This is a genomic window from Pseudomonas putida, from assembly GCF_028682635.1.
GTDB lineage: Bacteria > Pseudomonadota > Gammaproteobacteria > Pseudomonadales > Pseudomonadaceae > Aquipseudomonas > Aquipseudomonas putida_AE.
This window is the reverse complement of record NZ_JANHLK010000003.1, coordinates 20,616-46,495: the sequence shown is the minus strand read 5'-3', so window position 1 is coordinate 46,495 and position 25,880 is coordinate 20,616. Positions and strand designations below refer to the sequence as shown.

Genomic DNA, 25,880 nt, shown 5'->3' with positions numbered 1-25,880 from the left:
TACAAGAATTAGAGACGAGAGGAGTTTAACAATGAACAAGTCCACCTTGGCCCTGGCCGTGACGGTAGGGGTTTTGGCGCAGCAGGCAGGCGCCGCCGGTTTCATCGAAGACAGCAAGGCTTCCGTCAGTTCGCGTACCTATTATTTCGACGCCGATAAGCGTGAAGGCGCGAGCACGCCTGCCAACCGGCAGCGAGAGGCCGCTGAAGGTCTCAAGTTCGACTTCCAGTCCGGCTATACCCCGGGTACTGTCGGTTTCGGTATCGACGCCCAGGCGCTGGTCGGTATCCACCTGGACGGTGGCAAGGGCCATCACCCGGACAACAACTCCTTTACCCCAAGCGATTCCGATGGTTCTGCAGAGAGCTCGTGGAGCCGTCTGGCGGGCAACGTCAAGGCACGTGTCTCGAAGACCGAGGCCCACCTCGGTGGCGCCCTGCAGCCGAACATGCCGATCCTGATCGCGAACGACAGCCGCGTGCTGCCACAGACCTTTGAAGGTGGCACCATCACCTCCAAGGAAATCGACAACGTAACCTTTAACGTGGGTCAGTTGGAGCACGCGACAGGTCGCGCCTCTTCCAACAGCACTGGCCTGGCCGTGGCTGGCGGTACTCAGGACAGCAACCAGTTCCGCTACGCCGGTGCTGACTGGAAGGTCACCAAGGACCTGTTGCTGCAGTACTACTACGCGAACCTGGAAGACTACTACAAGCAGAACTTCCTCGGCCTGGTGCACGTTTACCCGATCGCAGCCAACCAGTCGTTCAAGACCGACATTCGCTATTTCGACAGTAGCTCCGACGGCAAGAACGGCCAGGCCGGCTACCAGTTCAACAACAACAACGGCTACGCCAAGACCCCGGGCGAGGTCGATAACAAGACCTGGAGCGCCACGTTCACCTATACCCTGGGCGGCAGTGCATTCCTGCTCGGACATCAGCGAGTCAGCGATGACGGCGGCTTCGTCTTCCTCAACCAGGGCAACGTTGTCGATGGCAACGGTCGCAACGAAGGTGCTGGCGGCGCCAGTTTCTACTCGTTCACCGATGCCACTGTGGCCAGCTTTATCCGTGCCGGTGAAAACACCACCTACGGTCAATACTCCTATGACTTCGCTTCGCTGGGCGTGCCAGGTTTGAAAGCGTCGGCTGCCTACCTGTATGGCCGGGACATCAAGGCCACCAATGGCGTGGGTGATGACCTGAACGAGCGCGAGACCGACCTGCGTGTGGATTACGTGATTCAAACCGGTCCGCTTAAAGGGTTCGGCACGACGCTGCGTCACGGTATGTACCGTGGTAACACCAGTACGCTCGATGAAGACCAGACCCGTCTGATCTTCAACTACACCTACGCCTTCAAGTAAGCCGTAGCCAAAAGCCTCGTCACCGGACGAGGCTTTTTTTCGCGTGCATTTTTATATTCCATAAACAATGCATGTGATGATTTTTTATTCTTTTTAGCTTTTTACTAATCCGCTTAAAGTAAGGCCATCCGACACGCACCGTAAGCCTCGGATCGAGCTTCAAATCCCCGAACACCCAACAAAACAGGAATCGGTTTTATCGCCGACAACCTCGGGTCAGCGCTGTCGGGTCATATTCCTAAATGCGATTAAAATTAATTTTGCAATTCTTTTTAGGATTATGAAGGAGTATTCTGCGCGGCCAAAAAAACGACCGATCCAGACGGTCTGGCGCCAATGGCGCTTGCGGATCCAGGGCATTCGACCCAGGACCAGGAATTAGAAAACGATAGGAGCGAAACAATGAACAAGTCCACCTTGGCCCTGGCTGTGGCCGTAGGGGTTTTGGCGCAGCAGGCAAGCGCCGCCGGTTTCATCGAAGACAGCAAGGCAACGTTGGGGCTGCGCAACTTCTACATCAACACCGACTACCGTGACGGTACCGGTCCGAACAAAAACGAAGAATGGGGCCAGGGCTTCGATCTGCGTTTCACCTCCGGTTACACCCAAGGCCCGGTTGGCTTCGGTATTGATGCGATCGGCCTGTTGGGCGTGAAGCTGGATTCGGGTGGCGGCACCAACGGTGCTTCCAACAACTCCTACGGCGGTACTGTTTTCCCGAGCAAGTCCAACGGCGAAGCCGTTGATAACTTCTCCAGCCTGGGCCTGACTGCCAAAGCCAAGATCTCCCAGACCGAGCTGAAACTGGGCACCCTGCAGCCAAAACTGCCAGTGATCGTGACCAACGACGGCCGTCTGCTGCCACAAACCTGGCAGGGTGGCCAACTCTCCTCGGGCGACATCAAGGACCTGACCCTGATCGGTGGCCAGATCGAGCAGGTCAAAGGCCGTAACTCGAGCAACAACGAACAGCTGTCGATCTCGGGCGCCAACAGCCGTGCCACAACAGGTCGTGACAGCAACAAGTTCATCTACGCCGGTGGTGACTACAAGCTCACCAAAGACCTGACGGCCCAGTACTACTACGGCAACCTCGAAGAGTTCTACAAGCAACACTTCCTGGGCCTGGTGCACAACTGGTCAATCGGCCCAGGTGTATTGAAGTCGGACCTGCGCTACTTCAACAGCACCGATGACGGTGCCAACGGCCACGATCCGTTGTACTACACCACCGGCAACTACAACGCGCCGAGCGGTAAAGGCAAGGTTGACAACAACCTGTACAGCGGCCTGTTCCTGTACACCGTTGCCGGTCACACCTTCGGTGGCGGTTACCAGGTCAGCAACGGCAGCAGCGACTTCCCTTGGCTGAACCAGGGCGACGGATCGTCGGCCTACATCATCACCGATTCGCAAATCCAGAAGTTCGCCCGTGCCGGCGAGCGCACCTGGCAGGCACGCTACTCCTATGATTTCGCCAAGCTCGGCGTGCCTGGCCTGACGGCGGGTGTGGTGTACCTGCATGGCGATGACATCGATACCGTCAACGCGGCCGGTCGTGAAGCGGCCAGCGGCGCTTCCGAGTGGGAACGCGACCTGACCGTGGGTTACGTGGTCCAGTCCGGTGCGTTGAAAAACCTCGGCGTGATGTGGAAAAACGCCACCTGGCGCACCGATCTGCCGAATACTCGCTCCCAGGACGAGAACCGCCTGATCGTCAGCTACTCGATCCCGCTGCTTTAACAGCGCTCGGGTAACCAAAGGAAAAAAAAGCCCCACCCGGCATCACGCCGGGCGGGGCTTTTGTGTTTTCGAGGCGGGCTCACCCCCGTAAACCCGCCAGGAAAGTCCCCTCTTTTGCAGCAACTCAAGGCCTTCTCGAACCTTGTGGCCGATGTTCGGCGCGATGGCTTCGCGCGTCCAGTGAAGAGATGTTTAATATTCTATTTAGTGCTAAATAAATCGATATTTATTCTTTTTAATAGATAAAAAATACAGGCACAGTTGAGCTCATCAAGCACTCACAAGGAGCAGCACCATGGGCCTCAGACTCGGCGATATCGCCCCCGATTTCGAACAGAATTCCAGCGCTGGTGCTATCCAGTTCCACCAATGGCTGGGCGATAGCTGGGGTGTGCTGTTTTCCCATCCGGCCGACTTCACGCCGGTTTGCACCACCGAGCTGGGCTTTACCGCCAAGCTGAAAGATGAGTTCGCCAAGCGTGGGGTCAAGGCCATCGCCCTGTCCGTCGACCCGGTGGAATCGCACCACAAGTGGATCGAAGACATCAACGAAACCCAGGGCACCCTGGTCAATTTCCCGATTCTCGACGACGCCGACCGCAAGGTCTCGGACCTGTACGACCTGATCCATCCGAACGCCAACGACACCCTGACGGTGCGTTCGCTGTTCGTGATCGACCCGAACAAAAAGGTCCGGCTGACCATCACCTACCCGGCGAGCACCGGGCGCAACTTCCATGAAATCCTGCGGGTGATCGACTCGCTGCAACTCACCGACAACTACAAGGTGGCCACCCCGGCCAACTGGCAGGACGGTGACGAGGTGGTGATCGTGCCGTCGCTCAAGGATGAAGATGAAATCCGCCAGCGTTTTCCCAAGGGCTATCGCGCGGTGAAACCGTACCTGCGCCTGACGCCGCAGCCAAACAAATGAGTCATTGAGCTTTGTGCTGTGGCAGATGCCGCCTTCGCGAGCAAGCCCGCTCCCACAGTGACCGCGTACTCCCTGTGGGAGCGGGCTTGCTCGCGAAGACGGCGTGTCAGGCAACGCAGTGTCCAGAGTGAAATGCATCCATAAAGCAGGGGATTTCAGGTCGTTTTAACGGCCTGTTTTTTTGCCTGGAAGAAACTGACTCGCATATCTCTTAAACGAATAACCAAATGAATAAATATGATTTATAGATATATAAATCACCTGTTAAGGTCACTGCATCAAAGCGAGATCGCAAGCCGCGAATCGCCAACACCGTTTAAGGAAGTCTCTCAATGCTGGTCGTCTCACTGGGTGGCAGTCCCAGCCAGCGCTCCCGATCCGGGGTGCTGCTGGATCGCTCCCGACGTTGGTTACAAGAGCGGGGCGTGGAAGTGGTGAGTTATCAGGTACGGGACTTCCCGGCCGAAGACTTGCTGCACGCACGCTTCGACAGCCCGAAGGTCGTCGATCTGCTGCAACAGATTGAAAACGCCGATGGCCTGCTGATCGCCACGCCGGTGTACAAGGCTTCGTTTTCCGGAGCCCTGAAAACCATATTGGACCTGCTGCCCGAACGCGCCCTGAGCCACAAGGTGGTGCTGCCGATGGCCACGGGGGGCAGCATTGCCCACATGCTGGCGGTGGATTATGCCCTCAAGCCGGTGCTGTCGGCATTGAAAGCCCAGGAGCTGCTGCAAGGGATTTTCGCCGTCGACAGCCAGATCGCCTATGGCGAAGGCAGCGCCCTGGCGCAGTTGGCGCCGGAGCTGGAGCAACGACTGGACGAGTCGCTGGAGCTGTTTTTCAGCGCCATGGCACGACGGCCCAGGCCGCTCGATCCGAACCTGTTGAATGATCGTTTGTTGAGTGCTCGCTGGAGCATTTAAGCCTCATCGAAATTTGAAGTACTGGCCTTACTCGCCCGCCAACGGGCAAGCAGGTGCAGCCAAAACCCAACTGCAAAAAGGAGAGCGCCATGCGCCCTGTCATTTTGCGTCGCGGTCTGGTCGCTCTGTTTGCTGCGGCTGTCACCTTCGGCGCCATTACTCAAGCTCAAGCCGAGACACTCCGTATCGGTTATCAGAAATACGGCACCCTGGTGCTGCTCAAAGCCAAAGGCACCCTGGAAAAACGCCTCGCCACCCAAGGCGTCGACGTGCAATGGACTGAATTCCCCGGCGGCCCGCAACTGCTCGAAGGCCTGAACGTCGGCTCCATCGACTTCGGCGTCACCGGCGAAACCCCGCCCGTGTTCGCCCAGGCAGCGGGCGCGGATCTGCTCTACGTCGCCTACGAACCGCCAGCGCCGCACAGTGAAGCGATCCTGGTGCCGAAGGACTCGCCGATCAAATCGGTGAAGGACCTCAAGGGCAAGAAAGTCGTGCTGAACAAAGGCTCCAACGTGCACTACCTGCTGGTGCGCGCCCTGGAAGACGCCGGGCTCAAATACACCGATATCCAGACCGTCTTCCTGCCGCCGTCCGATGCCCGCGCCGCGTTCGAGCGTGGCAGCGTCGATGCCTGGGTCATCTGGGACCCTTACCAGGCCGCCGCCGAACAGCAGCTGCAAGCGCACACCCTGCGCGATGGCCAGGGCATCGTCGACAACCACCAGTTCTACCTCGCCACCAAGCCCTATGCGCAGAAAAATCCTGAGGTGATCAAGACCCTCGTGGAAGAAGTGCGGGCAGTCGGCGAATGGTCGAAAGCCAACCCTGAAGACGTGACCAAACAGGTTTCGCCACTGCTCGGCCTGCCGGCGGACATCACCCTGACTTCGGTGAAACGCCAGGGCTACGGCGCGTTGTTCCTGACCCCGGAAGTGGTCGCCGCCCAGCAGAAAATCGCCGACAGCTTCTACCAGCTCAAGCTGATTCCCAAGCCGCTGAGTATCAAAGACGTGATCTGGACGCCACCGGCGGCCGTTGCCCAAAGCTCAGTAACCAAAGCTCTGTAACCAAAGCCCAGTTAATTCGAACCCCCAAGGAGACCACTCCATGAGCCTCAATATCTTCTGGTTCCTGCCTACCCACGGCGACGGCCATTACCTTGGCACCGCCGAAGGCGCTCGCGCCGTCGATCACGGTTACCTGCAACAGGTCGCGCAAGCGGCGGATCGACTGGGCTTCGGCGGGGTGCTGATTCCCACCGGGCGTTCCTGCGAAGACTCGTGGCTGGTGGCGGCGTCGCTGATCCCGGTGACCCAGCGTTTGAAATTCCTCGTCGCCCTGCGCCCCGGGATCATTTCCCCGACGGTGGCAGCGCGGCAGGCCGCGACCCTGGATCGTCTGTCCGGCGGTCGTGCGCTGTTCAACCTGGTCACCGGGGGTGATCCGGAAGAGTTAGCCGGCGACGGTCTGTTCCTCAGCCACGAAGAGCGCTACCAGGCCTCGGTGGAATTCACCCGCATCTGGCGTCGGGTGCTGGAAGGCGAAACCGTCGACTACGACGGTCAGCACATCAGCGTGAAGGGCGCCAAGTTGCTCTATCCACCGATCCAGCAACCGCGTCCGCCACTGTACTTCGGCGGTTCGTCGGAAGCGGCGCAAGACCTCGCGGCCGAGCAGGTCGAAATGGTCCTGACCTGGGGTGAGCCACCGGCCGCCGTTGCCGAGAAAATCGCCCAGGTGCGCGCCAAGGCCGCCAAGCTCGGGCGCACCGTGCGCTTCGGTATTCGCCTGCATGTGATCGTGCGCGAAACCAACGCCGAAGCCTGGCAAGCGGCTGATCGATTGATCTCGCACCTGGACGACGACACCATCGCTCGTGCCCAGGCTTCGCTGGCGCGCTTCGATTCCGTTGGCCAGCAACGCATGGCCGCGCTGCACGGCGGCAATCGCGACAACCTGGAAGTCAGTCCCAACCTGTGGGCCGGTGTCGGCCTGGTGCGCGGCGGTGCCGGCACAGCGCTGGTGGGTGACGGCCCGACCGTTGCGGCGCGCGTGAAGGAATACGCGGACCTAGGCATCGACACCTTTATCTTCTCCGGATATCCACACCTGGAAGAGTCGTATCGCGTCGCCGAGCTGCTGTTCCCACACCTGGATATCGAACGTCCGGAGCTACCGACAAGCGCCGGCTACGTCAGCCCGTTTGGCGAGATGGTCGCCAACGACATTCTCCCTAAAGCCGCGTCCCAGAGCTGAGGCGCGCCATGAAGAAGATCATTCACAGCCTTGCGCCCTGGGCGTTGCCAGTCTTGCTCTTGGCGGTGTGGCAGTTGTCGGTGTCGGCGGGCTGGTTGTCGACGCGGATTCTGCCGGCGCCCATTGCCGTGATCGAAGCCGGTGTGAACCTGGTGCGCAGCGGCGAAATCTGGACGCACCTGGCAATCAGCGGCTGGCGCGCGGCGCTGGGTTTCGCCATCGGCGGCGGCATCGGCCTGACCCTGGGTTTTATCACAGGCCTGTCGAAGTGGGGCGAACGCCTGCTCGACAGCTCGGTGCAGATGATCCGCAACGTGCCGCACCTGGCGTTGATTCCACTGGTGATCCTGTGGTTCGGCATCGACGAGTCGGCGAAGATTTTCCTGGTAGCGCTGGGCACCTTGTTCCCGATCTACCTCAACACTTATCACGGCATCCGCAACGTCGATCCGGCGTTGGTGGAAATGTCGCGCAGCTATGGTCTGTCCGGCTTCAGCCTGTTCCGCCAGGTGATCCTGCCGGGGGCGCTGCCCTCGATCCTGGTCGGTGTGCGTTTTGCCCTGGGTTTCATGTGGCTGACGCTGATCGTCGCGGAAACCATTTCCGCCAGTTCCGGCATCGGCTACCTGGCGATGAACGCCCGGGAGTTCCTGCAGACCGACGTGGTGGTGCTGGCGATTCTGCTCTACGCGGTGCTCGGCAAACTGGCCGACCTCGCCGCCCGTGGACTTGAACGTGTGTGGCTGCGCTGGCATCCGGCTTATCAGGTCGTCAAGGGAGGTGCCGCATGACGGCTCAACAACCTCCACGCCTGCTGCGCGGAATTCCGCTGGCGGTGCGCAAGCTGCAAAAAACCTTCGGCTCGCGGCAGGTGCTGCGTGAGATCGACCTGCACATTCCGGCGGGTCAGTTCGTCGCGGTGGTCGGTCGCAGTGGCTGTGGCAAAAGCACCTTGCTGCGTTTGCTCGCGGGCCTCGACAAGCCTACCGGTGGTGAATTGCTGGCCGGCTCCGCGCCGCTGAGTGAGGCGCGGGAAGACACTCGCTTGATGTTCCAGGAAGCGCGTCTGTTGCCGTGGAAAAAGATCATCGACAACGTCGGCCTGGGACTCACGGGCAACTGGCGGCCAAAGGCGCTGGAAGCGCTGGAAGCGGTCGGCCTGGCGGATCGCGCCAACGAGTGGCCGGCGGCCCTGTCCGGTGGGCAGAAGCAACGGGTGGCGTTGGCTCGCGCATTGATCCACCAACCGCGCTTGCTGCTGCTCGACGAACCTTTGGGCGCCCTGGATGCGCTTACGCGAATCGAGATGCAGCAGCTGATCGAGCGGCTCTGGCAACAGCACGGCTTCACCGTGTTGCTGGTGACCCACGACGTCAGTGAAGCGGTGGCAATTGCCGATCGGGTGATCCTGATCGAAGACGGCGAAGTGGGCCTGGACCTGCACGTGGAACTGCCGCGCCCTCGGGTTCGCGGCTCCCACCGGCTGGCGGCGCTGGAAACCCAAGTGCTCAACCGCGTGCTGTCACTGCCCGGTCAACCGCCGGAACCGGAACCTGTTTCACCCTTGCCTACGCAGTTGCGTTGGGCCCAATAACTCAAGCCTCAATCAACGACAGGAATCAATATCATGACTATCAAGGCCATCAACGTACGCAACCAGTTCAAAGGCTCGATCAAGGAAATCGTTCTGGGCGATGTGCTGTCGGAAATCGACGTGCAGACCGCTTCCGGGATCGTCACGTCGGTAATCACCACCCGTTCGGTGAAAGAGCTGGAGCTGGCGGTGGGCAGCGAAGTGATCGCGTTCGTGAAATCCACCGAGGTGTCGATCGCCAAGTTGTGATCGCCGGTGTTTTTAAAGTCAAAAGATCGCAGCCTGCGGCAGCTCCTACAGGGGAACGGATTCCTCTGTAGGAGCTGCCGCAGGCTGCGATCTTTTAAAGTGCAACGCGCTTGGGCAGGTAAGGCGGCAAATACAGCCCCAGGTACGCATCAAACACCCGCATCCCTTCCTCGGCCATGCGCGGCGTGATCTGCCCATGCTGCTGCACCGAGCGCGCATACACCCGGTCACCGAGCTCCATGGCCAGCGCAAACACATCGACATCGTTCGGCAGCTTCGGCAGCTCGAAGTGGTGGTCGAACAGCTTGTGCATCAGGTCGCCCAGTTCGATGTCGTGCTGGCGGTCGGCCTGGGTGACTTCGGTCAGGCCGTGTTGGGCGAGGATGAGTTGGCGGGCGGCGGCGTCTTCGCTGTAGATCTCGAGCATGCGTTGCTCCACCAGTCGCGACAGGTCACGCCAGCCGCTCAAGGCGCCATGGTCGATGGGCTCTTGCAGGCAGCCGCGGAAGGCCGCGTGGACGTCGGCGGTCAGCGCTTCGAGCAGGGACGGGACGCTGGCGAAGAAGTGGTAGACGGAGGAGGGTGGGATCTGCGCGCGTTCGGCGACACTGTAGATCGACAGGCTGGCCACGCCCTCGGCGGCCAGCAGCGTGCGGGCGGCGTCGAGTATCGAATCGATCCGGGCCTGGCTGCGGGCGCGGGGTTTGCGAGCGGTGGCGGTGCGCGTCATTGGAGTCTCCTGCGGGGCAGGGGGCATTGTACGAGCAGGCTTCTATGTTGTCTGCCCGGACGCCTTCGCGAGCAAGCCCGCTCCCACACTTGAACTGTGTACGCAGGACAAATGTGGGAGCGGGCTTGCTCGCGAAGCAGGCGACTCGGTGCAACTGAAATTACCCATAAAAAAACGCCGCAGGCTTTGCGGCCGACGGCGTTTCTTTTCACTGCAACCACTTAAACGGTATGCAGGTACCAGTTGTACTCAAGGTCGGAGATGGAGTGTTCAAACTCCTCCAGCTCACTCTCCTTGCAGGCCACGAAGATATCGATGTATTTCGGATCGATGTACTTGGCCATGACCTCGCTGTCGTCCAGCTCGCGCAACGCATCGCGCAGGTTGTTCGGCAGGCTCTGCTCGTTCTGCTCGTAGCTGTTGCCTTCGACCGGTGCGTTCGGCTCGATCTTGTTGACCAGGCCGTGGTGCACGCCTGCCAGGACCGAAGCCATCAGCAGGTACGGGTTGGCGTCGGCGCCGGCCACACGGTGTTCGATACGCACGGCATCGGCGGAGCCGGTGGGTACGCGAATCGCTACGGTGCGGTTGTCCAGGCCCCAGCACGGGGAGTTCGGCACATAGAACTGCGCGCCGAATCGACGGTAGGAGTTGACGTTCGGGCAGAGGAAAGCCATCTGCGCCGGTAGGGTCTCGAGCACACCGCCGATCGCGTGACGCAGCGCGGCGTTCTGCTCGGGATCCTCACTGGCAAAAATATTCTTGCCGTCCTTGTCGAGAATCGAAATGTGCACGTGCAGACCATTGCCCGCCTGGCCCGGGTAAGGCTTGGCCATGAAGGTGGTGTCCATTTCATGGTCGTAGGCGATGTTCTTGATCAGACGCTTGAGCAGTACGGCGTAGTCGCAAGCCTTGATCGGGTCGGCCACGTGGTGCAGGTTCACTTCGAACTGCGCCGGGGCACTTTCCTTGACGATGGCGTCGGCCGGGATGCCTTGCTCTTTCGCACCTTCCAGGATGTCCTGGAGGCAGTCGACGTATTCGTCGAGGTCGTCGATCAGGTAGACCTGTGTCGAGTGCGGGCGTTTGCCGGAGATCGGCGAGCGCGGCGGTTGCGGACGACCGTTCACGTTCTCCTGGTCGATCAGGTAGAACTCCAGTTCGAACGCGGCGCAGATGGTCAGGCCCATTTCATCGAACTTGGTCACGACTTGTCGCAGGACTTCCCGCGGGTCGGCGAAGAAAGGATCACCTTCGAGTTCGTGCATGGTCATCAACAGTTGCGCGGTGGGGCGCTTCTGCCATGGCTCGTTGCACAGGGTATCGGGGATTGGATAGCAGATTCGATCGGCGTCGCCGATGTCCAGGCCCAGGCCGGTGCTTTCCACCGTGGAGCCGTTGATATCCAGAGCAAATAGAGAGGCCGGCAGGTTGATGCCTTTCTCGTAAACCTTGTGGAGGCTGGTGCGTTCGATGCGCTTGCCGCGCACCACACCATTCATATCCGCAATCAGAAGGTCAACGTACAGAACCTCAGGATGTTCCTTAAGGAACGCGTTCGCTTCGTTAAGCTGAACGGCACGCGGGGGTACCGACATGATGCAACACCTTTGTTGTTAAAAATATCAATCATTGATCTTTTCGGATTCCAGTCAACCCGAACGGCTTGCCGAAGTCAAGCGAGGCCTTTTTTGCCCTAAAAAAGCGCTCGTGTGGCTTTTTTGGGGCGCTTTGGGGCGTTTTTATAGCCCTTGGCCGTTTAACCCCCGCAAGCTTGAGCGGGCCGTGTTGTATTTTTTACGGGGGTGTTGTGTAAAAAAATGAACAAGGCTAAGCTCGAATCAAACCCATAACAGCAATAATACCGGGGTGCTTCATGTCTCGCCTGCCGATAATCGGCGTCACCGCCTGCTCTTCGCAGATCGGTCTGTATGCTTATCACAGCAGTGGCGACACCTGCGTCAGCGCCGTGGCCGCAGCGGCTCCGGACCTGTCGGTGATCTTCCCGTCCCTGGCGGATCGACCGACCCCGTCCGATATTCTGGACGGTCTCGACGGCACACCCATTACGGTTACTCCATTCAATATAGAACCGATTCACAATAGCGGCTCGGCCTTCGTGCAGGGCACCGCTCGCGATTCTGCACGCCTGTCATGCGCAGAAGTACACACAAGCACGATAGCCTGGCGCAAACTTGCATTTCAACGCGACGCCGATGCGTCAACTACTGCCTGACTCCCAAGAGTCAGGAAACTCAAAGCCTAGAGGCATTTATGAGTAACAACCTCGACCAGCTCACCGATTGGTTGAAAGACCACAAGATCACAGAAGTCGAATGCATGATCGCCGACTTGACCGGGATCACCCGGGGCAAGATCTCGCCGACCAACAAATTCATCGCCGAAAAGGGCATGCGCCTGCCCGAGAGCGTTCTGCTGCAGACCGTGACCGGCGACTATGTCGAAGATGACATCTATTACGAGCTGCTCGACCCGGCCGACATCGACATGATTTGCCGTCCCGACCAGAACGCGGTGTTCCTGGTGCCATGGGCCATCGAACCGACCGCCCAGGTGATCCACGACACCTACGACAAGCAGGGCAACCCGATCGAGCTGTCGCCGCGCAACGTGCTCAAGAAGGTCCTCAAGCTCTATGCCGACCGGGGCTGGCAGCCAATCGTGGCGCCGGAGATGGAGTTCTACCTGACCAAGCGCAGTGACGACCCGGATTATCCGTTGCAGCCACCGGTCGGCCGTTCCGGTCGCCCGGAAATCGGTCGCCAGTCGTTCTCCATCGAGGCGGCGAACGAGTTCGATCCGCTGTTCGAGGACGTCTATGACTGGTGCGAACTGCAGGAACTGGACCTCGACACGCTGATCCACGAGGACGGCACGGCGCAGATGGAGATCAACTTCCGTCACGGCGACGCCCTGTCCCTGGCCGACCAGATCCTGGTGTTCAAGCGCACCATGCGCGAAGCCGCGCTCAAGCACAACGTGGCCGCGACCTTCATGGCCAAGCCGATGACCGGCGAGCCTGGCAGCGCCATGCACCTGCACCAGAGCATCATCGACATGGAGACCGGCAAGAACATCTTCTCCAATGAAGACGGGACCATGAGCCAGCTGTTCCTCAACCACATCGGTGGTTTGCAGAAGCTGATTCCCGAGCTGTTGCCGCTGTTCGCCCCCAACGTCAACTCGTTCCGCCGCTTCCTGCCGGACACCTCGGCGCCGGTGAACGTGGAGTGGGGCGAAGAGAACCGCACCGTGGGCCTGCGGGTGCCGGATGCCGGGCCACAGAACCGTCGCGTGGAAAACCGCCTGCCGGGCGCTGATGCCAACCCGTACCTGGCCATTGCCGCGAGCTTGCTGTGCGGCTACATCGGCATGGTCGAGGGCCTGAACCCGAGCGCGCCGGTGGTGGGCCGTGGTTACGAGCGCCGCAACCTGCGCCTGCCACTGACCATTGAAGACGCGCTCGAGCGCATGGAAAACAGCGCAACCATCGAGCGTTACCTGGGCAAGAATTTCATCACTGGCTACGTCGCGGTCAAGCGGGCCGAGCATGAAAACTTCAAGCGCGTCATCAGTTCGTGGGAACGGGAATTCCTGCTTTTTGCCGTCTGATGCGCCGGGCGCCGCCGTTGTCGGGTGGCGCTCTCACCTGGATTTTTTAGGAGATTGGTATGACCAGCAACAATCCGCAAACCCGTGAATGGCAAACCCTGAGCAATGATCACCACCTGGCTCCGTTCAGCGACTTCAAGCAGCTGAAGGAGAAAGGCCCGCGGATCATCACCAATGCCAAGGGCGTCTACCTGTGGGACAGCGAAGGCAACAAGATCCTCGACGGCATGGCCGGCCTGTGGTGCGTGGCCATCGGTTACGGTCGCGATGAACTGGCCGATGCCGCCAGCAAGCAGATGCGCGAACTGCCGTACTACAACCTGTTCTTCCAGACCGCCCACCCGCCGGTACTGGAGCTGGCCAAGGCCATCGCCGATGTCGCGCCAGAAGGCATGAACCACGTGTTCTTCACCGGTTCCGGCTCTGAAGGCAACGACACCATGCTGCGCATGGTTCGTCACTACTGGGCGATCAAGGGCCAGCCGAAGAAGAAAGTCATCATCAGCCGCAAGAACGGTTATCACGGTTCCACCGTGGCCGGCGCGAGCCTGGGTGGCATGACCTACATGCACGAACAGGGCGACTTGCCGATTCCGGGCATCGTCCACATCGCCCAGCCGTACTGGTTCGCCGAAGGCGGCGACATGACCCCTGAAGAGTTCGGGATCTGGGCGGCCAACCAGCTGGAAGAGAAAATCCTCGAAGTCGGCGTGGACAATGTCGGCGCCTTTATTGCCGAGCCGATCCAGGGCGCTGGCGGTGTGATCATTCCGCCAGACAGCTACTGGCCGCGCATCAAGGAAATTCTCGCCAAGTACGACATCCTGTTCGTGGCGGACGAAGTGATCTGCGGTTTCGGCCGTACCGGCGAGTGGTTCGGCAGCGATTTCTACGACCTCAAGCCAGACATGATGACCATCGCCAAGGGCCTGACCTCCGGCTACATCCCCATGGGTGGCCTGATCGTGCGCGACGAAGTGGTGGACGTGCTCAACGAAGGTGGCGACTTCAACCACGGCTTCACCTATTCCGGGCACCCGGTGGCCGCGGCAGTGGCGCTGGAAAACATCCGCATCATGCGCGATGAAAAAATTATCGAGCGCGTCCACGCTGAAACGGCACCGTATTTGCAGAAACGTTTGCGTGAACTCAACGATCATCCTCTGGTAGGGGAAGTTCGTGGGGTCGGTCTGCTGGGGGCGATCGAACTGGTTCAGGACAAGGCCACTCGCAAGCGCTATGAAGGCAAGGGCGTCGGCATGATCTGCCGGCAGTTCTGCTTCGATAACGGGCTGATCATGCGTGCCGTGGGCGACACCATGATCATCGCGCCACCGCTGGTGATTACGCCTGCGGAAATCGATGAGTTGGTGACCAAGGCGCGCAAGTGCCTGGACCTGACCCTGAGTGCGTTGCAGGCCTAAGTGCTAGGCTCTGGGCGCAAGGCATGAAACTTTCGCCCGGAGCCGTGAGAAAGGCTGGCCTTTCCTTGAAAGACCGCCTCGGATCTTGCCAGACTAGCCGCGGTTCCAGTTGTCCGGGTTCGGCCGCTGAACAAAGTGGTTCAAAAAAGAAAAATTTGGAGCATTACGCATGAAGGCATTAGGAAAAAAGCTTGCTGGCAAGACCCTCCTCGCCATGTCCCTGATGGGCTTGATGGCGGGCGCGGTTCAGGCGGATGACAAAGTTCTGCACGTGTATAACTGGTCCGATTACATCGCCCCGGACACCATTAAAAAGTTCGAAGACGAGTCGGGTATCAAAGTCGTCTACGACGTCTTCGACAGTAACGAAACACTCGAAGCCAAGTTGCTGGCAGGCAAGTCCGGTTACGACATCGTCGTACCGTCGAACAACTTCCTGGCCAAGCAGATCAAGGCTGGCGTTTACCAGAAGCTGGACAAGTCCAAGCTGCCTAACTGGAAGAACCTGAACACTGACCTGCTCAAGGCCGTGTCGGTCAGCGACCCGGGCAACGAACACGCGTTCCCATACATGTGGGGTTCGATCGGTATCGGCTTCAACGCCGAGAAGGTCAAGGCTGCGCTGGGTGCCGACGCACCGACCAATTCCTGGGATCTGCTGTTCAAACCTGAAAACGCCGCCAAGTTGAAGTCGTGCGGTATCAGTTTCCTCGACTCGCCAACCGAGATGATTCCGGTGGCGTTGCACTACCTGGGCTATCCAACCGACAGCCAGGACAAGAAACAACTGGCCGAAGCTGAAGCGCTGTTCCTGAAAATCCGTCCTTCGGTAGGCTACTTCCACTCCTCCAAGTACATCTCCGACCTGGCCAACGGCAACATCTGCGTGGCCGTGGGTTACTCGGGTGACATCTACCAGGCCAAGTCCCGCGCGGCTGAAGCCGGCGACAAGGTGAAAGTCAGCTACAACATTCCGAAAGAAGGTGCAGGCAGCTTCTACGACATGGTCGCCATCCCTAAAGATGCCGAAAACGTCGAAGGCGCCTACAAGTTCATGACCTTCCTGCAGAAGCCGGAAATCATGGCTGAAATCACCAACGCCGTACGCTTCCCGAACGGTAACGCGGCCGCTACGGCATTGGTTGATAAAGAAATCACTGACGACCCGGGCATTTACCCGCCGGCGGATGTATTGGCCAAGCTGTACGCGATTGCCGACTTGCCGGCCGCGACCCAGCGGATCATGACCCGCAGCTGGACCAAGATCAAATCCGGTAAATAAGGAGTAAGTAAAACCTCTGTAGGAGCGAGCTTGCTCGCGAAAAAAATCGCAACGCCGCGGGGTGTCAGGCACCCAGCGTTATCGTTGACGACCATCGCGAGCAAGCTCGCTCCTACAAGGGTCTTCATAAAGTTTGCTGGAACGGTTTTTCGAGGGTAAGTTGCGCGCCGGTTTAGTTGCCAGGCAGCCATGGCTGTCATGTAACACGGGGCAACTTGAGCCCAACTCATTTTAGAGGACCTCCACTTGCCTATTTTTTCTTTGTTGCGCAATGCCATGTTGATCGGCGCCGGACTGACACTCGCTGCCAGTGTCCAGGCTGCCGGTACCGTGCATATTTATAACTGGTCGGATTACATCGGCGAGACCACCCTGGCCGACTTCCAGAAAGCCACCGGAATCAAACCGGTGTATGACGTATTCGATTCCAACGAAACCCTGGAAGGCAAGTTGCTGGCCGGGCGCACCGGTTACGACGTGGTGGTGCCGTCCAACCACTTCCTCGGCAAGCAGATCAAGGCCGGGGCATTCCAGAAGCTCGACAAGTCGCAGTTGCCGGATTATTCGAACCTCGACCCGGTGCTGCTCAAGCGCCTGGAGCAAAACGATCCGGGTAACCTGTACGCCGTGCCGTACCTGTGGGGCACCAACGGCATCGGTTACAACCCCGAAAAGATCAAGGCTGCGCTGGGCGTCGACAAGATCGATTCCTGGGCCGCGGTCTTCGAGCCGGAGAACATCAAGAAGCTGCAAAGCTGCGGCGTGGCGTTCCTCGATTCTGCCGATGAAATGATGCCCACGGTCCTCAACTACCTGGGCCTGGACCCCAACAGCACCAACCCCGAAGACTACAAGAAGGCTGAAGCCAAGTTGCTGGCGGTGCGGCCTTACGTTACCTACTTCCACTCCTCCAAATACATCGCGGACCTGGCCAACGGCGATATCTGCGTGGCGATCGGTTTCTCCGGCGACATGTTCCAGGCCCGCAACCGCGCGGCCGAAGCCAAGAAAGGCGTGGACATCGTCTACTCGATTCCCAAGGAAGGCGGCGCGCTGTGGTTCGACATGCTGGCGATTCCCAAGGACGCCGCCAACGTCAAGGAAGCCCACGCGTTCATCAACTATCTGTTGAAACCTGAGGTGATCGCTCAAGTCAGTGACTATGTCGGCTACGCCAACCCTAACCCGGCGTCGGACAAACTGATGGAACAGTCGATTCGCACCGACGAATCGGTTTATCCACCGCAATCGGTCCTCGACAAGACCTACGTGTCCATCGAACTGCCGCCAAACATTCAACGTTTGATGACCCGCAGCTGGACCAAGGTCAAGTCGGGCAAATAGCTTCAAGGCTCAAACTATCCAAGGTTGGCTCACCTTGAGCGAACTGCACTCTTTTTTTCTGGGAGTTTCGTAAATGGCTGTTGCCTCCGGCGCCTATAAGAAAGCCCTCGAGGGCGACCAGTCACCTAAACAGGTGCTGGTCAAAATCGACCGGGTCACGAAGAAGTTCGACGAGACGATTGCCGTGGACGATGTGTCCCTGGAAATCAAGAAAGGCGAGATCTTCGCCTTGCTCGGCGGTTCGGGATCGGGCAAATCCACTTTGCTGCGCATGCTCGCCGGCTTCGAACGACCGACTGAGGGGCGCATTTTCCTCGATGGCGTAGACATCACGGACATGCCGCCGTACGAGCGGCCGATCAACATGATGTTCCAGTCCTACGCCCTGTTCCCGCACATGACCGTGGCGCAGAACATCGCCTTCGGCCTCAAGCAGGACAAGCTGCCATCTGCGGAAATCGATGCCCGCGTGGCCGATATGCTCAAGCTGGTGCAAATGAGCCAGTACGCCAAGCGCAAGCCGCATCAGTTGTCCGGTGGCCAGCGCCAGCGTGTGGCCCTGGCCCGTTCCCTGGCCAAGCGTCCGAAGCTGCTGTTGCTCGACGAACCGATGGGCGCGCTGGATAAAAAACTGCGTTCGCAAATGCAGCTGGAGCTGGTGGAGATCATCGAGCGCGTCGGCGTAACCTGCGTCATGGTGACCCACGACCAGGAAGAGGCCATGACCATGGCCGAGCGCATCGCGATCATGCACCTGGGCTGGATCGCCCAGATCGGCAGCCCGATCGACATCTACGAAACCCCGACCAGCCGCCTGGTCTGCGAATTCATCGGCAACGTCAACATCTTCGACGGTGAAGTGATCGACGATGCCGAAGGCCACGCGATCATCACCTGCAAGGACCTCGACCGGAAGATCTACGTCGGCCACGGCATCAGCACCTCGGTGCAGGACAAGGCCGTGACCTACGCGATCCGTCCGGAAAAACTGCTCGTCACCCCGACCATGCCGACCTGCGAATACAACTGGTCCAGCGGCAAGGTCCATGACATCGCCTACCTGGGCGGTCACTCGGTGTTCTACGTCGAGCTGCCGAGCGGCAAGATCGTCCAGTCGTTCGTCGCCAACGCCGAGCGCCGTGGCCAGCGGCCAACCTGGGGTGACCAGGTCTACGTGTACTGGGAAGACGATAGCGGCGTGGTACTTCGCTCATGAACATGCGCAAATTCAAACGCCGCCTCAATCGAATAATTCCCGGTGGCCGCCAGTTGGTCATCGGGGTTCCCTTCATCTGGCTGTTCCTGTTCTTCATGTTGCCGTTCTTCATCGTCCTGAAGATCAGCTTCGCCGAAGCCGACGTGGCCATTCCGCCGTACACCGAGATCTACAGCTACGCCGAACAGAAGCTGCAGGTGCTGCTGAACCTGGGCAACTACGCGATGCTCGGCGACGACGAGTTGTACATCGCCGCCTACCTCGGCTCGTTGAAGATGGCGCTGATCAGCACCATCCTCTGCCTGCTGATCGGCTACCCGATGGCCTACGCCATCGCCAGTGCCCGCAAAGAGCTGCAAACAGTGCTGGTGCTGCTGATCATGATGCCGACCTGGACCGCGATCCTGATCCGCGTGTATGCGTGGATGGGCATCCTCAGCAACAACGGCCTGCTCAACGGTTTCCTGATGACCATGGGCTGGATCGACGAGCCGCTGCAGATCCTCAACACCAACCTCGCCGTGTACATCGGTGTGGTTTATTCCTATCTGCCGTTCATGATCCTGCCGCTGTACGCCAACCTGGTGAAGCACGACAACAGCCTGCTGGAAGCCGCGTCCGACCTCGGTTCGAGCACCTTCAACAGCTTCTGGAAGATCACCATTCCGCTGTCCAAGAACGGCATCATCGCCGGCTGCATGCTGGTGTTCATCCCGGTCGTGGGTGAGTTCGTGATCCCGGAACTGCTCGGCGGTCCGGAGACCCTGATGATCGGTAAAGTGCTCTGGCAAGAGTTCTTCAACAACCGTGACTGGCCGGTGGCGTCCGCCCTGGCGGTGGTGATGCTGGCGATCCTGATCGTGCCGATCATCCTGTTCAACCGTAGCCAAGCCAAAGAGATGGAGGGCAAGGAATGAAGCGCTTCCGTTTCTCGAGTTTCATGCTGGTAGCGGGATTGCTGTTCATCTACGCGCCCATGCTGATCCTGGTGATCTACTCGTTCAACGCCTCGAAACTGGTGACGGTGTGGGGCGGCTGGTCGATCAAGTGGTACGTCGGCCTGATGGACAACACCCAACTGATGGGCTCGGTGCTACGCTCGCTGGAAATCGCCTGCTACACGGCGATTGCAGCAGTCGCACTAGGGACGCTGGCCGCGTTCGTGCTGACCCGGATCACCCACTTCAAGGGTCGCACCCTGTTCGGTGGCCTGGTCACCGCGCCGCTGGTAATGCCCGAAGTGATCACCGGTCTGTCGCTGTTGCTGCTGTTCGTGGCCATGGCGCAGATGATTGGCTGGCCACAGGAACGTGGCATCGTCACCATCTGGATCGCCCACACCACGTTCTGTGCGGCGTATGTGGCGGTGGTGGTGTCGGCGCGCTTGCGTGAGCTGGACCTGTCCATCGAAGAAGCAGCGATGGACCTGGGAGCACGGCCGTGGAAGGTGTTCTTCCTGATCACCATCCCGATGATCGCGCCATCCCTGGGTGCCGGCGGCATGATGTCGTTTGCCCTGTCGCTGGATGACCTGGTGTTGGCGAGCTTCGTGTCGGGCCCGGGTTCCACCACCTTGCCGATGGAAGTGTTCTCGGCGGTACGCCTGGGTGTGAAACCTGAAATCAACGCCGTGGCCAGCCTGATTCTGCTGGCGGTGTCGCTGATGACCTTCCTGGTCTGGTTCTTCAGCCGTCGCGCCGAAGAAGCGCGCAAGCGTGCGATCCAGCAAGCCATCGAAGAAAGCGCCGCCGATTCGTGGAAGCAACCGGACGTGCGTCGCGCGCAGGCACCGGAAGCGGCGTAAGTCTCGACCGGTTGGCCGCAGAATCATGGTCAACCGGGATCTCATGTGGGAGCGGGCTTGCTCGCGAAAGCGGTGTGTCAGTCGACATCTCTATTGACTGACACGACCCCTTCGCGAGCAAGCCCGCTCCCACAGGTTTTTTTGGCGTTCACGCTACCCAAGGGGATTTGCGGATGACCTCAACGAAGTTCATCGGCTTGAACCCCGGCTCCTGATCCATCAAAACATCGGTCTTCACATTGCCAAACGTGGTCTGCGGACGATGGCGCAAGCCGTCGGCAAAGGCGCAGATGATGCACTCCTTGAACCCCTCACCCCGTGGATGCGCATGCACCACCGCTTCACGCTGCGCGGTGGAAAACGCCGCGTAGTCCATGCCCAGCACGTCCATTTCAACACCAGCGGTTACCAGCGCCACGTTTGGCCGCAGGTGTTGCGGCACACCCGGCGTGGTGTGCAGGGCGATCGACAGCCAGACCTGCTCGATGTCGTCATCGCTGAACCCGTAGGGCTTGAGAAACGCGGCCGCCGCATTGGCGCCGTCGACTTCGAAGCGCTCGTTGTCGCTGCGATAACCTTCCACCAGGCCCAGGTCATGGAACATCGCGCCCACGTACAAAAGCTCCGGGTTGTAGGCCAGTTGCTTGCGCTCGCCGCTCAGCGCACCGAACAGAAACACCCGGCGCGAGTGGTGGTAGAGCAGGTCGGACTCGATGTCGCGGATGTATTCGGTGGTGGCTTTGGCCAAGGCGCTGTCGGGGATCTTGATGCCGGCGATGGTGGTGCTCATGGGCTTTTCCTCAAGGTAGACGCCGAAGCGGCGCTGAGGGTTAAAGTCTGTTCGCGGCCGGCAAACGGGACAATCGACCCATGGCTGCGATCCTTGCCAATGAGCATGCATATCGCGCCAACCTCGCTTGTTGAGCGTGGTTTGGCTAGGGTGGCGTGTGATCTCTTTCAATTTTGAGGGTGTATTTGAACCATGCAGAAAACCGTCGCCATCGTGGTCTTCGCCGGCGTCCAGGCGCTGGACGTCACCGGCCCCATGGATGTGTTTTCCGAAGCCAACCGCTTCCTCGCATCCGAGGATCACTACCGGCTCGAGGTCATTGGCGTGGAACGCGGGGTGATGGCGTGTTCCAACGGTTTGGCGCTGAACGCCCACCGGCATTTCAGCGAAGCGCTGGAGTCCTATGACCTGCTGCTGGTAGCCGGCGGACCGCAATTGCCCTTCATGTCCTTCGGCACTGCGTTCGATGACTGGCTGCGCGATGCCTGCGCGCGGGCGCAGCGTTTTGGCTCGATCTGCAACGGTGCGTTCATGCTTGCCCGGGCGGGATTGCTGGAAGGGCGGACGGTGACCACCCATTGGGGCGATGCCGCTGCGTTGGCTGAGTTGTGCCCGACGACCCAGGTCGAAGCCGATCGGCTTTACGTCCAGGACGGCGAGCTGTTCACCTCGGCCGGGGTGACGGCCGGAATCGATCTGTCGCTGTATCTGCTGGGGCGCGATCACGGGCCGGACGTGGCCTTGAGCGTGGCAAAACGATTGGTAGTGTTCACCCAGCGCTCGGGTGGGCAATCACAGTTCAGCCCGTTCCTTACGCCTCATGCTGAGCCGACCTCCGCCGTGGCGATGGTTCAGCATTACGTGTTGGCGAACCTGACGGGCGACCTGACCATTGCCGACCTGGCCAATGCCGCCAACATGAGCGCGCGCAACTTTTCCCGGGTGTTTGCCAAGGAAGCGAAAATCACCCCGGCCGAGTTTGTCGAGCGGGCGCGGGTGGATGCGGCGCGGGTGCTGCTGGAAAGCACCCACGCACCGCTCAAGACCGTGGCCTATCAATGCGGATTCCGCGATGCCCAGCACATGCGCAGCGTGTTCAACCGCAGGCTGGGGGTGACACCGCAGCAGTTCAGGCAGAATTTTGCGGCGGTGGTTTGAGCTGTGATGGGTGTTGCCTGTGAGGGCCTCATCGCCAGCAGGCTGGCTCCCACAGTGGTCCTGTGCACGCAGATCCATTGTGGGAGCCAGCCTGCTGGCGATGGGGCCAGTCCAGCCAACACAAATCTACTGAGCCCCCGCGCTGGCAACAGCTTTGTGGGAGCCAGCCTGCTGGCGATGGGGCCAGTCCAGCCAATACAAATCTACTGAGCCCCCGCGCTGGCAACAGCTTTGTGGGAGCCAGCCTGCTGGCGATGGGGCCAGTCCAGCCAATACAAATCTACTGAGCGCTACGCGCCGGCAACAGCTTCAAGGTACTGCGCGTATTCGCCGTCACCTCTTCATCATTGAGATGCGCCTGGAAATACATCCCCTCGATATACGCCTCGGCCTGATCGTCAAAGTGCCTGTCGAACAGCACGCCGCTCTGGCCGACCGGGTTGACCGTCAGGCTGTGGGCGGGGTCGGCGAAGTCGATCAGGCGTCGGGTCGATGGGCCGTAGGTCACCGGCCACGGCGCCGGGCCGATCTTGGCCGAGAGATTGTTCGGCACTTCATGGGTGCCGGGAGCCGCGAACGGGCCGACATTGAACAGCCGGTCCAGCGGCTTTTGCTGCCCCAACGGATGGCCATGGGTGAGTGTGTGCGCCTTGCCCCATTGCCATTGCGAGAAATCGCCACCCAGCGTGGCCTTGAGGTGGGCGATGCTGGCCTGCCAGGCAACCTTGACGGTATCGGCGCGGGTTTCCTTGGCGGGGGTATTGCGGTTGTCCCACCAGGGTGAGTCTGCCGTGGCCGCCAGGCGCGGCAGCGCAGCATCGATCACCCGGGTTGAGAGCAGCGTTTCGAAGAAATCATTGCCCAATTCATCGCGCATCGCCGCGTCAGTAAGGTTGAACAGCAACTGGTTGAACAGCGTGGCACTGGTGGAGTCCAGCGGGTAGTCACCCTGCCACTGGGACAGCTGCTCCACCAGCTTGAGCTCTGCAGGATCGCTGACCACCTCGCGCAGCGTCGGCAGCAGGGGCGCCAACAGGCGCGGGCCGTAGGCGGTGGTGGTGCCCAGTTGCAGCGCCTGACTGTTTTCCAGGTCCCACTTGATGGTCTTGTCGCTGAGCTGGCGATTGAGTTGCTGGCCGCGATCGGCGAGGTTGTAGTAACCGGGGATCTCCATCCCCGTCGGCGACAGCGGCTGGAAATTGGCCGAGACGATATAGCCCCGGGCCGGGTTCTCTTCCTGCGGGTTGGCGCTGAACGGGTAGAAGCCGTCCTTGTCGGCATCCGAGGTGCTGCCATCGAGGATGAACCACGGCTTCACTCCGGCAGGTCGCTTGGGCAGTTGCGCCGCGGCCCACCAGCCGATGTCGCCCTTGGCGTTGGCCCAGACGATGTTCAGGCCGGGCGCCTGGACCTTCGCAGACGCGCTACGGGCCTTGGCCAGGGTGTCGGCGCGGTTGAGCTGGTAGAAGCCTTCGATGATCGGGTTCTGGCTTTCGAGAAACCCCCACCACATGGCGATCGGCGTCTTGCCGCCGGCCTTGCCCAGCGCATCGTTGACGATTGGACCGTGGGGTGACTGGCGCAGCGTCAGGGTTACCGGTGCCTGGCCCTTGACCGCGATCTGCTGCTCGCTGCTGACCATGTCCACCCACTTGCCGCGGTACCAGACCTGGTTGGGATTGTCCGGATTGACCTTTTCGGCGATCAGGTCGAGGTCATCGTTCTGGAACATGGTGATGCTCCAGCCGAAGTCGCGGTTCATGCCCAGGGACGCGAATGGCATCAAGGCCTGGTAATGGCCATAGAGCTCGAAGCCCGGCGCCGAGAGCTGCGCTTCGTACCACACCGACGGCGCGGAAAAGCGGATGTGCGGGTCACCGGCCAGCAGCGGCCTGCCACTTTTGGTGTGGTTGCCGGAAACCACCCAGGCATTGCTGCCTTCGAATTGTGGCAGGCCATTGTCGGCCAGGGCCTGTTCGCTCAGGCGGGCAAGGGCGTTGAGGTCTTTCCAGTCGGCGCTGGCCAGAGGTGAGGGGGCTTTGTTGTGTTGGTTTGCCAGCACGCCCTTGGGCTGCCAGTCGAGATCGAAGACGCTCAGGTAGTCGGCACCCAATTGATCGCGCACGTAGGTCAGCAGCGGTTCGGTGCGAAACGCCGCGGCAAAACTGTAGGCCATGTAACCGGCGATGCTGATGGTGTCCTGCGCGGTGAACGGGCGCTTGGCGATGCCCAGCACATCGAACTCTATCGGTTTGGCGTGGCCGTCCTGGTACTGGTTGATGCCGTCCAAGTAGGCCTGCAGGGCAAGAAAGGCGGGCGATTGCTTATCCATGTTCGCCAGGTAGGTTTCGGCGCGTTCGCGAATGCGCAGGCTGCGCATGAGCTTGTCGGTGTCGAGCAGTTTCGGCCCGAGTACCTCGGCCAGTTCGCCACGGGCCAGGCGTCGCAGGACCTCCATCTGGAACAGCCGATCCTGGGCGTGGACGTAGCCGAGGGCGCGGTACAGGTCGGTTTCGTTGTCGGCACGGATGTGCGGGATGCCGCGCTCGTCATAACGCACGGTGACCGAACCTTGCAGGTGCTGCAGTTCCACCATGCCCTGGCGTGACGGCTGCTTGCTGTAGACATACCAGCCGCCGCCAGCGGCGAGCGCGACGATCAGCAAACCGAGCGCGGTCAGGCTACGTTTCATGGTGACTCCTTGTATTGTTATCGGTGACAGCATTCCCTGGCGAGACTGTTTAACACGACAGGCCTGTTTTGGCCCATCGCCCGTAGGAGGGATTCTCGTCGGCTGTCTGCGTTACTGCGTAGGGGTGACAGGCCAGGGGCAGTAACACCCCACGGCCAGTGTGTGGGTGGCATTCACTTCGCGGCCCTGGTTCAGCGCTTGCAGGATCGGTTCGATAAAACTGTTGCTGGAGTTGCAGGTCAGGCCTTCGCTGTAGGGCCCGAAGTACGCCAGTTTGCCGGCGCGATCCCATATCGCCACGGCGGGGCTGGCGGGGATCTGTTCGGAGCCGGGCAGGACGCTGATGGGTTTCAAGGTGTTCAAGGTGCCTGGCAACTGGCCGTGGCTGCCAGGTTTTTGCACGGCATAAAACTCCACGCCCTGGGGCTCATAGAGTTCAACCAGTTCGCTGAGGTGTTGCTGGTTGCCGACGTTGCATGGGCAGGCTGGGTCCCAGAAGTGCACGAGTCGGATGGCACCGGGGCCGGCGAGGTTGTCGGGCAGGCGCAACGGATCACCGGAGAACATCGCCGTATGCTCGCTGAATGCCCGCAGGTAGCGCCCCTGAAACCAGTCGTAGGCGGCCCACAGCACTGCGGCGCACACGAGGGCAAGCAGGCTGGCGAGCAGGCTGGCGAGCAGGGCGGCGCGATAGGGCGAGCGCATGGGTTCACTCCTTGAAGGTCGACTAGCT

At 60.2% G+C, this 25,880-nt stretch carries 22 protein-coding genes and 1 pseudogene; 18 read left to right on the top strand and 5 right to left on the bottom strand.

Going from position 1 to position 25,880, the window contains the following annotated elements; all coding sequences use genetic code 11:
* Positions 1-31: 31 nt before the first annotated feature.
* From NPS56_RS04445 to NPS56_RS04405, 9 genes are all read left to right on the top strand, one after another.
* Positions 32-1,369, top strand: a complete 1,338-nt coding sequence (locus tag NPS56_RS04445) for an OprD family outer membrane porin (RefSeq protein ID WP_274073635.1) — start codon at positions 32-34, stop codon at positions 1,367-1,369.
* Positions 1,370-1,771: 402 nt separating this feature from the next.
* On the top strand, positions 1,772-3,112 hold the full coding sequence (locus NPS56_RS04440; protein ID WP_274073634.1) for an OprD family porin: 1,341 nt from the start codon (positions 1,772-1,774) through the stop codon (positions 3,110-3,112).
* 295 nt (positions 3,113-3,407) lie between these two features.
* Complete coding sequence (locus NPS56_RS04435; protein ID WP_274073633.1) at positions 3,408-4,046, top strand: peroxiredoxin; 639 nt, start codon at positions 3,408-3,410, stop codon at positions 4,044-4,046.
* 332 nt (positions 4,047-4,378) lie between these two features.
* Entirely contained in the window at positions 4,379-4,972 is a 594-nt protein-coding gene (gene ssuE, locus NPS56_RS04430; protein WP_274073632.1) for an NADPH-dependent FMN reductase, read from the top strand.
* A gap of 89 nt (positions 4,973-5,061) precedes the next feature.
* Positions 5,062-6,042, top strand: a complete 981-nt coding sequence (locus tag NPS56_RS04425; protein WP_274073631.1) for a sulfonate ABC transporter substrate-binding protein — start codon at positions 5,062-5,064, stop codon at positions 6,040-6,042.
* A 40-nt stretch (positions 6,043-6,082) separates the two neighbouring features.
* On the top strand, positions 6,083-7,231 hold the full coding sequence (gene ssuD / locus NPS56_RS04420) for an FMNH2-dependent alkanesulfonate monooxygenase (protein WP_274073630.1): 1,149 nt from the start codon (positions 6,083-6,085) through the stop codon (positions 7,229-7,231).
* 8 nt (positions 7,232-7,239) lie between these two features.
* A complete protein-coding gene (gene ssuC / locus NPS56_RS04415; RefSeq protein WP_274073629.1) occupies positions 7,240-8,022 on the top strand; it encodes an aliphatic sulfonate ABC transporter permease SsuC in 783 nt (260 codons plus the stop codon).
* The gene (ssuB, locus tag NPS56_RS04410) at positions 8,019-8,825 is read left to right on the top strand and encodes an aliphatic sulfonates ABC transporter ATP-binding protein (RefSeq protein WP_274073628.1); all 807 of its coding nucleotides are present in this window, start codon (positions 8,019-8,021) and stop codon (positions 8,823-8,825) included. Before ssuC ends, ssuB begins: the two co-directional genes overlap by 4 nt.
* A gap of 33 nt (positions 8,826-8,858) precedes the next feature.
* Positions 8,859-9,074 (top strand): TOBE domain-containing protein, encoded by a 216-nt coding sequence (locus NPS56_RS04405; protein ID WP_007967989.1) that lies wholly within the window; start codon positions 8,859-8,861, stop codon positions 9,072-9,074.
* Between the two features lie 94 nt (positions 9,075-9,168).
* On the opposite strand, the gene NPS56_RS04400 is transcribed toward NPS56_RS04405, so the two are convergent.
* A complete protein-coding gene (locus NPS56_RS04400) occupies positions 9,169-9,804 on the bottom strand; it encodes a TetR/AcrR family transcriptional regulator (protein WP_274073627.1) in 636 nt (211 codons plus the stop codon).
* Between the two features lie 221 nt (positions 9,805-10,025).
* Positions 10,026-11,402 (bottom strand): glutamine synthetase family protein, encoded by a 1,377-nt coding sequence (locus NPS56_RS04395; protein ID WP_274073626.1) that lies wholly within the window; start codon positions 11,400-11,402, stop codon positions 10,026-10,028.
* A 278-nt stretch (positions 11,403-11,680) separates the two neighbouring features.
* Here NPS56_RS04395 and NPS56_RS04390 point away from each other — a divergent pair.
* The 8 genes and pseudogenes from NPS56_RS04390 to NPS56_RS04350 form a co-directional block, all read left to right on the top strand.
* A pseudogene (locus NPS56_RS04390) lies at positions 11,681-11,953 on the top strand (gamma-glutamyl-gamma-aminobutyrate hydrolase family protein); the annotation flags it as partial.
* Between the two features lie 125 nt (positions 11,954-12,078).
* A complete protein-coding gene (locus NPS56_RS04385; RefSeq protein WP_274073625.1) occupies positions 12,079-13,437 on the top strand; it encodes a glutamine synthetase family protein in 1,359 nt (452 codons plus the stop codon).
* 59 nt (positions 13,438-13,496) lie between these two features.
* Positions 13,497-14,861 (top strand): aspartate aminotransferase family protein, encoded by a 1,365-nt coding sequence (locus NPS56_RS04380; RefSeq protein ID WP_274073624.1) that lies wholly within the window; start codon positions 13,497-13,499, stop codon positions 14,859-14,861.
* 169 nt (positions 14,862-15,030) lie between these two features.
* Entirely contained in the window at positions 15,031-16,143 is a 1,113-nt protein-coding gene (locus NPS56_RS04375) for a polyamine ABC transporter substrate-binding protein (RefSeq protein WP_274073623.1), read from the top strand.
* A gap of 246 nt (positions 16,144-16,389) precedes the next feature.
* The gene (locus tag NPS56_RS04365; protein ID WP_274073622.1) at positions 16,390-17,487 is read left to right on the top strand and encodes a polyamine ABC transporter substrate-binding protein; all 1,098 of its coding nucleotides are present in this window, start codon (positions 16,390-16,392) and stop codon (positions 17,485-17,487) included.
* A gap of 73 nt (positions 17,488-17,560) precedes the next feature.
* Positions 17,561-18,703: an ABC transporter ATP-binding protein gene (locus NPS56_RS04360; protein ID WP_274073621.1), complete on the top strand. Its 1,143-nt coding sequence runs from the start codon at positions 17,561-17,563 to the stop codon at positions 18,701-18,703.
* 35 nt (positions 18,704-18,738) lie between these two features.
* The gene (locus tag NPS56_RS04355) at positions 18,739-19,620 is read left to right on the top strand and encodes an ABC transporter permease subunit (protein ID WP_274073867.1); all 882 of its coding nucleotides are present in this window, start codon (positions 18,739-18,741) and stop codon (positions 19,618-19,620) included.
* A complete protein-coding gene (locus NPS56_RS04350) occupies positions 19,617-20,507 on the top strand; it encodes an ABC transporter permease subunit (RefSeq protein WP_274073620.1) in 891 nt (296 codons plus the stop codon). Before NPS56_RS04355 ends, NPS56_RS04350 begins: the two co-directional genes overlap by 4 nt.
* 148 nt (positions 20,508-20,655) lie before the next feature.
* Here NPS56_RS04350 and NPS56_RS04345 read toward each other — a convergent pair whose 3' ends face one another.
* The gene (locus tag NPS56_RS04345) at positions 20,656-21,297 is read right to left on the bottom strand and encodes an HD domain-containing protein (protein WP_274073619.1); all 642 of its coding nucleotides are present in this window, start codon (positions 21,295-21,297) and stop codon (positions 20,656-20,658) included.
* Positions 21,298-21,489: 192 nt separating this feature from the next.
* On the opposite strand from NPS56_RS04345, the gene NPS56_RS04340 reads away from it, so the two are divergent.
* Entirely contained in the window at positions 21,490-22,455 is a 966-nt protein-coding gene (locus NPS56_RS04340) for a GlxA family transcriptional regulator (protein WP_274073618.1), read from the top strand.
* Between the two features lie 280 nt (positions 22,456-22,735).
* Here the strand turns inward: NPS56_RS04340 and NPS56_RS04335 are convergent, their stop codons facing one another.
* Together NPS56_RS04335 and NPS56_RS04330 are read right to left on the bottom strand one after the other, a co-directional pair.
* Positions 22,736-25,147 (bottom strand): penicillin acylase family protein, encoded by a 2,412-nt coding sequence (locus NPS56_RS04335; RefSeq protein ID WP_274073617.1) that lies wholly within the window; start codon positions 25,145-25,147, stop codon positions 22,736-22,738.
* Between the two features lie 111 nt (positions 25,148-25,258).
* A complete protein-coding gene (locus tag NPS56_RS04330; RefSeq protein WP_274073616.1) occupies positions 25,259-25,852 on the bottom strand; it encodes a DUF6436 domain-containing protein in 594 nt (197 codons plus the stop codon).
* Positions 25,853-25,880: the final 28 nt, after the last annotated feature.